Source organism: Rhodococcus sp. P4_B6, assembly GCF_056402215.1.
In genome coordinates, this window is record NZ_JBFUHV010000269.1 from 1 (window position 1) to 8,407 (window position 8,407).

The 8,407-nt window shown below is 65.4% G+C and carries 10 protein-coding genes and 1 pseudogene; 4 read left to right on the forward strand and 7 right to left on the reverse strand.

Annotation, left to right across the window (positions count from 1 at the left end; genetic code table 11):
- Window positions 1-33: 33 nt before the first annotated feature.
- Window positions 34-336, forward strand: a complete 303-nt coding sequence (locus tag AC1DWT_RS47750) for an antibiotic biosynthesis monooxygenase family protein (protein ID WP_072951103.1) — start codon at window positions 34-36, stop codon at window positions 334-336.
- Window positions 337-382: 46 nt separating this feature from the next.
- On the opposite strand, the gene AC1DWT_RS47755 is transcribed toward AC1DWT_RS47750, so the two are convergent.
- The 3 genes from AC1DWT_RS47755 to AC1DWT_RS47765 form a co-directional block, all read right to left on the reverse strand.
- Complete coding sequence (locus AC1DWT_RS47755) at window positions 383-541, reverse strand: hypothetical protein (protein WP_167372224.1); 159 nt, start codon at window positions 539-541, stop codon at window positions 383-385.
- 435 nt (window positions 542-976) lie between these two features.
- Window positions 977-2,134, reverse strand: coding sequence for a hypothetical protein (locus AC1DWT_RS47760; RefSeq protein WP_095863869.1), 1,158 nt, complete (start codon window positions 2,132-2,134; stop codon window positions 977-979).
- Entirely contained in the window at window positions 2,134-3,081 is a 948-nt protein-coding gene (locus AC1DWT_RS47765; protein WP_206012492.1) for a metal-dependent hydrolase, read from the reverse strand. Before AC1DWT_RS47765 ends, AC1DWT_RS47760 begins: the two co-directional genes overlap by 1 nt.
- A 246-nt stretch (window positions 3,082-3,327) precedes the next feature.
- Here AC1DWT_RS47765 and AC1DWT_RS47770 point away from each other — a divergent pair, with 246 nt between their 5' ends.
- Window positions 3,328-3,942 (forward strand): TetR/AcrR family transcriptional regulator, encoded by a 615-nt coding sequence (locus AC1DWT_RS47770; protein ID WP_072951106.1) that lies wholly within the window; start codon window positions 3,328-3,330, stop codon window positions 3,940-3,942.
- Between the two features lie 113 nt (window positions 3,943-4,055).
- Window positions 4,056-5,348, forward strand: a complete 1,293-nt coding sequence (locus AC1DWT_RS47775; RefSeq protein ID WP_477925948.1) for a wax ester/triacylglycerol synthase domain-containing protein — start codon at window positions 4,056-4,058, stop codon at window positions 5,346-5,348.
- A gap of 139 nt (window positions 5,349-5,487) precedes the next feature.
- Here the strand turns inward: AC1DWT_RS47775 and AC1DWT_RS47780 are convergent, their stop codons facing one another.
- Both AC1DWT_RS47780 and AC1DWT_RS47785 read right to left on the reverse strand, forming a co-directional pair.
- Entirely contained in the window at window positions 5,488-5,853 is a 366-nt protein-coding gene (locus tag AC1DWT_RS47780) for a YtxH domain-containing protein (RefSeq protein ID WP_206012491.1), read from the reverse strand.
- A gap of 190 nt (window positions 5,854-6,043) precedes the next feature.
- Entirely contained in the window at window positions 6,044-6,451 is a 408-nt protein-coding gene (locus tag AC1DWT_RS47785) for a VOC family protein (RefSeq protein ID WP_206015905.1), read from the reverse strand.
- A 240-nt stretch (window positions 6,452-6,691) separates the two neighbouring features.
- Between AC1DWT_RS47785 and AC1DWT_RS47790 the strand changes: the two genes are divergently transcribed.
- Entirely contained in the window at window positions 6,692-7,102 is a 411-nt protein-coding gene (locus AC1DWT_RS47790) for a hypothetical protein (RefSeq protein ID WP_206016310.1), read from the forward strand.
- Between the two features lie 4 nt (window positions 7,103-7,106).
- Here AC1DWT_RS47790 and AC1DWT_RS47795 read toward each other — a convergent pair whose 3' ends face one another.
- The gene (locus AC1DWT_RS47795; RefSeq protein WP_477925949.1) at window positions 7,107-7,724 is read right to left on the reverse strand and encodes a maleylpyruvate isomerase N-terminal domain-containing protein; all 618 of its coding nucleotides are present in this window, start codon (window positions 7,722-7,724) and stop codon (window positions 7,107-7,109) included.
- A gap of 174 nt (window positions 7,725-7,898) precedes the next feature.
- Window positions 7,899-8,405 (reverse strand): annotated as a pseudogene (locus tag AC1DWT_RS47800) (cupin domain-containing protein).
- Window positions 8,406-8,407: the final 2 nt, after the last annotated feature.

Below are 8,407 nucleotides of genomic sequence, written 5' to 3' on the forward strand. Positions count from 1 at the left end.
CGTTGGGACCGTGCGAAGTCGCATACTGTGCGGGTGATCTTGGAACATGCACTGCTGTCCGTGACCCCAGACAGGGTCGCCGAGTTCGAATCTGCATTCGGGCAGGCCGAGTCGATTATCTCGTCGATGCCCGGATTCCGCCGGCTGCAGTTGTCACGCGGTCACGAGCGCCCGAATGTCTACCTGCTGCTGGTCGAGTGGGATGAACTCGAAGACCACACCGAAGGATTTCGTCAGTCGAGTGGATACCAGCAGTGGAAGGACCTGCTGCACCACTTCTACGATCCCTTCCCGGTCGTGGAGCACTACACGCCTCTCGATGTGTCTGCCCTCTAGGGCGACGTCGCGCACCAGGCCGAGGGCAGCACAGCGTCCGCTACAGCTACGGGGAGACTGCGGTGCCCGCACGCCGGGCGGGCGAGCGGTCGTCGGCGAACATGGCCTCGATCCTCGACTTGATCTCCGCGGTGCTCATGGAGCCGCCGTGGCGGGGCGTCCGCGACACGGTGGGAGTTGCCGGGGTGATCGAGACTGTCGCCATGCGTCCTGCTTTCGTCGGGTACCGATATGTGTGCCTCAGGGTCACGTCTGTGATCTGGTTCACATCGTGGCCGACTATGTTGTACACCACATACCCGGTCGTGTGCCACTCGGCCCGGTGGCCATGTGTCCGGGGTATCGAAGCCGTGTCGTTCGGCGAATGGACAGGAAGTCCGGCCCCGGTACAGTCGCCCGAATGGATGAGGAGGCGGCCCCGAACCGTCGAGAGCTCCGGCTGGTGCAATCCCCGATCCGTCTATCGCGCGAACAGGACGAAGAACTCCTCGCCCGGTCGGTGATCGATGCGCTCGCCGGTGGCCGGTCGTGGGAGCAAATCGGCACTCGGCTGGGTGTGGCCGCTCCGACCGCACACAGCGGCCCGGTCACCGACCGGGACTGGCAGGAGGCGGTCGTCGATCACGAGAATGCGCGACAGCTATCGGACAGCGTGTGGCGTCCTTTCGCCGGAGACCGGACCATGTCCGTCCACGGAATTCCGCGGCACCGTGAAGGTGGCGGCGACGCACAGAATCGCGATCGCGAAGCAGGCGATCGTGTACCAGATGTTTCCGATGGGATCGCCGTTGCTCGTGACGCCGTCGACGGCGGCGAGGTAGTCCGGTAACGCAGTCCCCCACAGCAGGCCCATCACGCCGAGGTACACCACGCTGTAGACACGAACGAAGTTGTTCGAGTAGGCGGGAACGTCAGACGTCCGCCCGCGCAGCCGCGACCACTGTCGCAACAGGACCGGGATCGCGACGAGCGTGACGACGACGAGTTCCGCCGCGTAGAGGAATCCCCGGACCGTGGTGCTCTCCATCCCGAGGATGGTCGCGGGGATCGGGAGGATGAACGTGCCGGCCGACGCCAGGAGGCCGATTACGATTGTCCGCCAGACCAGTTCGAGTCCGGTGAAGGTTCGGCCCCGGTCGGTGTGGCGACCCACGAAGAATTGGACGCACAGTGCCAGCGATATCGGCCACAGTGCCGCGAACACCACGACGCTCGGCAGTGGGACCGCATCGAACATGGGCTGGTTGACCGGGTTGGTGGTCGACCATTCCCACCACCTCAGCTGCGGTCCGAGCTGGTCGAAGATCTCGTAGAACGCGTGGTGCACGAAGCCCACGCAGACCGCGCCGACGAGCACGCCGTATTTGCGGAAGACGCCGAGCATCCGGACGAGCTCGAAGGCCAGCGTGGCCATCAGCGGATAGATCGCGATGATGTACAGGGGTAGCCGGCCCCACAGGAAGTCCACCGTGAACACGTTGTGCGCGAACATCGTGTCCACGTGTTCCTCGATCCCGAACGCCGCCGGAAAGTACAGCGGCGGTTCGATGACGAACAGATACGCGGTGGCGCCGAACCAGAGCGCCAGGGTGGTCGGATCGCCGCTGCGGCGCCAGCGCAGGATCGCAAACACGAGTGCGAGCACCGACCCGAGCACGATCGTGAACTCGAGAACCGGCAGTGTCCAGTTCTCCAGGGCCAACGGATTGCGGAGCTCGACGAGTCCACCGGCCTCGGCGCACGAGAAGCCGAGCGCCGTCGACAGCTGGTCGAAGGTGGGTGAGCAGAGATCGATCATCAGTTGACCACCGCCGCCGCGGACTCGGTCCGACGTTCACCCGACTCGGCGGTGTACCAGCGGGTGCAGTCGTAGCCGGCGTCGTATCGGGTGAACCACTCGTCGGCGAGCGCGGGCAGCTTCTCGTGGGTCGGGTTGTGCTTCGGCATCTGACTCCGGACGACGCCGGCCAGGGCGGTGAGTTGTTCCCCGCGGGGGAGGTCGTCGAACGCGCGCGGCATGATCCCTTTGCTCAGGTAGGGCGCGAACGCGGTGAGCAGCTTCTGCTTGGTGCGGTGCGTCGCGAACATCGACATCGAATCGACCTTCCGCTCCCTCAGTGGGACGTGCTGGTTGAACCCGGCGCAGGCGATTCGGACGACCTTCATCACATGCGTGAAGATCGAGGGCGCCATCCTCATCCGGTACAGCTCATCTCCGACAAGGGAATTGAAGATCACCAGCGCTGAGCTACGGTGTTCGACCTCCTCGACGAAGTGCCAGATGAACAGGGACGCAACCCGGTCGTCGCCCGGCCGGAAGAGGGTCGCGTCGTTGTCGAGCATCAGCTTGAACACCGGTGTGAACGTCGCCTCCAGGTCCGCGGTGTAGGCGAGTCGGTAGTTCAGACTCGTCGCCTCGGTGAGGAGGTCGTACTCGCCGATCACCGCGTCGAGCGTGTTCTGGAGTCCCGGATACCGCCTGATCAGGGCCTTGACGTGCTGACGGTGCGCGGTCGAGTGGTGGCCCTCCTGGCGCATGAACGCCACGGCCTCCTCCGCGACCTCGGGAGTCATCAACGGTTTGGCCTGCATGATCGCCTTGACGATCATTTTCTCGAAACCAATGGCCAGGAAGGAGATCGCGTTCGACATGCTCGACCAGGCGGGGTTGTCGGGGTTCCAGAGGAACGGGACGTCCTGTTCGTCGAACGCGAAATCCATCTTTCTGGGATGCAGGTCGGACATGTGCAATTCCTCGTCTCGTGCGGCATGAGTGGACTGAAGTCTGTGGGCAGGTGGAGACCCAAGCCTCAACAACATACACAGACCATAGTCTCTGTATGATTACTTTCGACAGATTCGGGGAGAACTGCGGTGGCCGGAAGCGGGACGCGCTCGCGGTAACCTCTGAGTCCAGGTCGGGCACTGTGCCGTCGTCCCGTGCAGTCCGTTCGGGCCGACGACGCAGTGCGAGAGGTAGGGGCACGGGCAATGGCAGGCAGGCGTGGGTGGGGTGGCAGCCCACCCGGAAGTGACGAGGAAGCGTCCCGGCGAATCGTCATCGCCGCAGTCGAGCTCATCAGCCGGAACGGCACGGCGATCAGCATCGCGGATGTTGCGGAATCCCTCGGTGTCATCCGTCAGACGGTGTACCGGTACTTTCCCAGCACCGACTCGCTTCTACGAGCTGCAGCCATCGCCGCGGTCGACGGATTCCTCGACCGCCTGACGGAACACGTCGCCGGCATCGAGGATCCCGCGGAGGCTGTGGTCGAGGCCGTGATCTACACGCTCAACGAAGCGCCCCGCGTTCCGCAGCTCGGCCTCATGCTGTCCGGTTCCCATTCACATACCGAGGGAATCACGTCCGAGGAAGCCCTCGCCTTCGGAATGACGATGATCCGGCGCTTCGACGTCGACTGGGAGCGGCACGGCTACGGGGAGCACGCCCTGCGTGAGCTCGTCGAGTATCAGTTGCGGACGATGCAGTCGTTCTTCATCTCGCCGGGAAACCCGCCGCGTAGCCAGGACGAACTGCGTGCGTATCTGCGCCGATGGGTCGGATCTGCGGTCGCCGTCACGGGGAGTCCGGCGTCCACTGGATGAAGTCCGTGGGCTATGCCGGACGAGCGGCGCAATCGGGGTTGCATTCCTGGTTCGACGTTCCTGGTTCGACGTTCCTGGTTCGACGAGGTGCAGACGCGAATAGACTTGCCGAGGTGACCCGCGAGGATCCCGATCGGCTCTCCGCCGACGATRCCCATATTCTGGGGCTTGAATCGGCGGTGATATCCGGCCATACCCTGAAGCTGGTGATTCTCGAGCCCGCCTCCGGCCCGCTGGACCTCGATGCCCTGCGAACAGCGGTGGCCGAGCGCCTTTCGAGCCAGCCGCGCGCGACGCAGCGGATCGACACCTCGGGTTCGGAGCCGCGCTGGACCGCGGCGACCGCCTTCGACATCAGCGACCACATCCGGCGCCGGGAAGATGCTGCGTGTGCGTCGCGGGCCGATCTGTGGCGGGCCGTCAGCACGCTGATGTCCGAGCACCTCGACCGCGAGCGTCCACTGTGGACRCTCGATCTGATCGGACCCCTCGGCGACGGGCGCGAGGCGATCGCCGTCCGGATCCATCACGCGATGGCCGACGGGATTGCTGCGGTGCGCTTCCTGGACGACGTTCTCTGGGATCGACACGCCGAACCGGGCCCGCGCGAGTCGCGACCGGGTGTACGCACCGATTCGACGCAGCGTTCGAAGGTCGACGAGGTGCTGCGGATGCCGGCGGCCATGCACCGTGAGCTCGGCCACCGCGGCTCACGCTCGCCTTTCGACCGTCCGATCAGTGCCGCCCGCGAGCTCGCGTTCACCGTCGCCCCGCTCTCGGAGCTGAAAACCATAGGGGCCTCGCGTCCCACTCGTGCCACCGTCAACGACGTGCTCCTGGGGATCGTCGCCGGCGGCCTGCGGAGCTGGCTCTCCGCCGGAGCGGGGGCGCTGCCGCGCCTTCGCGCTCAGGTTCCGGTCAGCCTTCACCACCGAGATGAGGGAGCGGAGGTCGGAAACCGCGATTCCTTCTTGAACATCGATCTGCCGCTCGCCGAGCCGGATCCGCTCACCCGACTCGACCGGATCAGCGCCGAGACCAGGAAGCGCAAGCACCTCGACGACGCCGACGAACTCTATGATCTCTTCCACGCTCTCGGACGCGTGAAGCGCGTCGGGGAGGCTGTACAGCGACTGGCCGGGAGTGCGCGGGAGTTCAGCCTCGCGATCTCGAACGTCCCGGGCCCGCCGGTGCCGGTGAGCGTTTCCGGGCGCCGGGTGGAGCGACTCTTCTCGTCCTCGGAGCCGGCCGTTCACCACGCGCTGCGGATCTCGGCGATTTCCTGCGCCGGGATCGTCGGAATCGGGCTCTGCACCGACCCCGAGGCGCTGCCCGATGTTGCCCGGCTGGCGGTGGCGATGGAAGATTCGTACGCCGAATTGCGTGACGCCGCATCGACGCCTTGACGTGTGCCTGGATGGGTACACGGACACCACGGCATCGAGTTCCGCATCACTCCGGCGTGCTCGCGACTGCCGACTACATGATCCGGCACGGTGACGGCTCGCCCGAAAACCTCCAACGCGGGCAACGAATGATCCAAGCTCACCCCGCAGATTCGCCGCGCGTCGGCGGAACACCGGCCGTGGTGTCCGCGTCGGTCGGAATGGGGGCCGCCGGAGACGGGGTCGCAGCGTCACCCAGCGACGCTCCGTTGGTGGGCGCAGTCGTCGAGTTCGTGTCGGTGTGGCGGTGCGTCGCCTTCTTCGCCAGTTCACCGACCTTGTGCTGCACTTGCGGCGCCTTGTCCCTGACGGTCTCCGTCGCTTCGCTCACCTTTTCCTGCACGGTGGGGTTGTGCCAGAGTTCGATTGACTGATGCCTCATCTTCTCGTAGGTTTGCCGGCCGGATCGGGTGCCCAGGACGAAGCCCACGGCCGCGCCCGCTGCGAAGGTCAACACTTTCTGCATGACATCTCCTGACTGTTGTGTGGCTCGAGCGGGTCAGTCGGACCGTCGTCCGAATGCCCTCTACACAGCGTGCCCGCAACTGAAGAACCCAAACGCACATGCCCGCACTGTGGATCGGCCCGCGGACGCGGTGGTGAACGCCATCAACATGACGGCGCCTCAAACGAGAGCGTCGAGTGGTCGGTATTCATCATGGCGTGGCTATCAGCACTTCCCCTTCGAGGCCGTCGGGGTCCCGGAAGAAGACGCTCCGTGCAGTACCGAAGTTGTTGATGGCTCCATCGCTGGCGGCCGCGTCGATCAGCCGCTGCCGGATCACCTCGAAGGCTTCCGGTGAGGCCGCCTGCAGACCGACGTGGTCGATGCGACCCCGCCCCCACATCGGTGTCTGACGCTCGGCTTCGGTGTTGCCGTCGATCACGAAGATGTTCAACTCGGTATGCGGGCCGATCCGGATGACGGTCATCGTTTCTCCTCCGTCGCGGCCGTGCGGCCGCGTCGGTCCGACGTCGGCGTCGAATACGTCGGCATAGAACCTGCCCAGGCGGGCGGCGTCCTTGGATATGCAGGCAATATGGTTGACCCCATCGAGCAACATGATGTCCTCCGCTCTACATTCGGCGCTGGAGATCTCATGGGTCAACCGTCGCATATTGTGCTGCGCGAATCAGGGTGATCGCCGGGGCATGAACCGGACAGTCGCGGGTACTCCGTGTGGACGCTGCGCGCGCAGCAAGCGATGGCGGCGCGCCAGCCAGGTCTTCCGGCCTGAATTCCCCCTTGTTCGGGCCGGAGGGCCGCCTCGAAAGATGCTGAGCACCAGTATTGTTCAGGAACAATGCCAACGATAGCGGCACCGCCCCCATGCTTCGGGGGCGCGTACGCCCTCACCCTCACGTACCCGAAGGTCGCGCGCGCAGGACTGGACGTGCCGCGGGACCTCACGGTCCGGAAACCAGGCAGCTCCTCGGAGCCGGTGGTGATCGTCGTCGAATCCGACTACGTCGACATATTCGAGACGCAGGGATGGACACCGGAGCCGTCCGCGGAAACCAGCGATGCCTCGCGGACTTACATGACCGTCGATCCACCGCGCGGGGACACCCTCACCCTGGGTTTCGACACCTACATTCAGCCGTCGAGTCAGCTCGGCCACTCGGGATCGGTGTCGGTGTCGGAGAAGGGAGTCGATGTGGGTTCGCCATCTTCCTGTCGGCACAGTCGACTCGGGCTGACGAGAACGCGGTGACGCGTCAGAGCACCGAGTAACCGGCTGGCAGGGGAAGGCGGCCGGTCAAGGCCAGCAGCGCAGCGGGTGCTGTTCCCTGTGCTGCGGCCAGGCCACCGATCACGGCGAACGTCTCGGCTACCGCATCGTGGGGGACATCGGCGCTGACGCCGAGGGCGGCTGCCAAGTCGCATGTGTGCACTGTCAGCTCGAGGGTTCGGGTCGGGAGGTAGCCCTGCAAGGTCATCGTCCCGAAGGGTGTGCGCACCAGGGCGGTGGCCGGCGTGGCCCGGACCTGCTCGGGTACCCGGGCAACCAGAGCGCTCAGCGTAGCCATCGGGTCCTCTCCGAGGGCGGCGCCGGCGGCGCGTCCCCGCTGTGCCACTGCTGCGGTGTCAGCCAGGGCACCGGCGATGGCCAGGTAGTACGCAACGGCATCAACCAGGTCTACCGGGCCGGAGTCGTCGCCGGCGACGTCGAGGTAGGTCTCCACCGTCGTCAGCGACCTGCTGGTGTGCCCCAGCAGGTCGCGCACGGACCACTCACCAAGACCGGGGGRGTCATAGTGACCTGTCGCGGACGCGCTGACTTCGAGGAACCGTCGGGCGGCACTGTCGAAGGCTCGAGCAGCTGGACCGTCCATCAGCTCAGTATTGCAGCCGCCAGTGTTCACCGCCCGCACTCGGCGCCATCCCAGTCTGCCGGCGTCGACAGCGGGAATCGGGCCGTCATGAGGCGCGCGCGGATCGGTCCTGTGGCCGGTACCTCTAGCTCGGTCTCAGCCGCGACCAGTGAACGACACCGCACATGGCGGGGCTCACGTCGGTGTCAAGCCGTATCGGGCGATTACGTCGGGCAACCAGTCGGGTTCGCCGAATTGCAGTCCGTAACGCTCGGCAATTTCGGCGATCTGGGTGACATCCGGCGCGCCGGCGGCGATCAGTTCAGAAATTTCCAGGAAGCAATGTTCGAAGCCGGCCGGACTGATGATCTCGATCATGCGCGCCGGGGCGCCGCCGGCGTTCCACATGGCGTGCATTTCGCCGCGGGGTTTTGTGATGTATCCGCCGGATTCGAGAACGGCCTCCCGGTCGCCGGAGCGGAACCCGATTACACCCTGAGTAACTATCGAGAATTCGTCCTCCCGCGTATGTAGATGCGGCGGCACCAGCGCACCGACTGGGAACGGGTGCTAGACGACAGACGGCACCCCACCGGTGTCACGGCCCCAGAGTTTGAATTCGACCCCAATCGGGCCCAGGTCACCGGTCTGTCCGGTTCCTGGCGGCACGACGACCAGCGGTGGGGGATCGGTTACGCTCACGC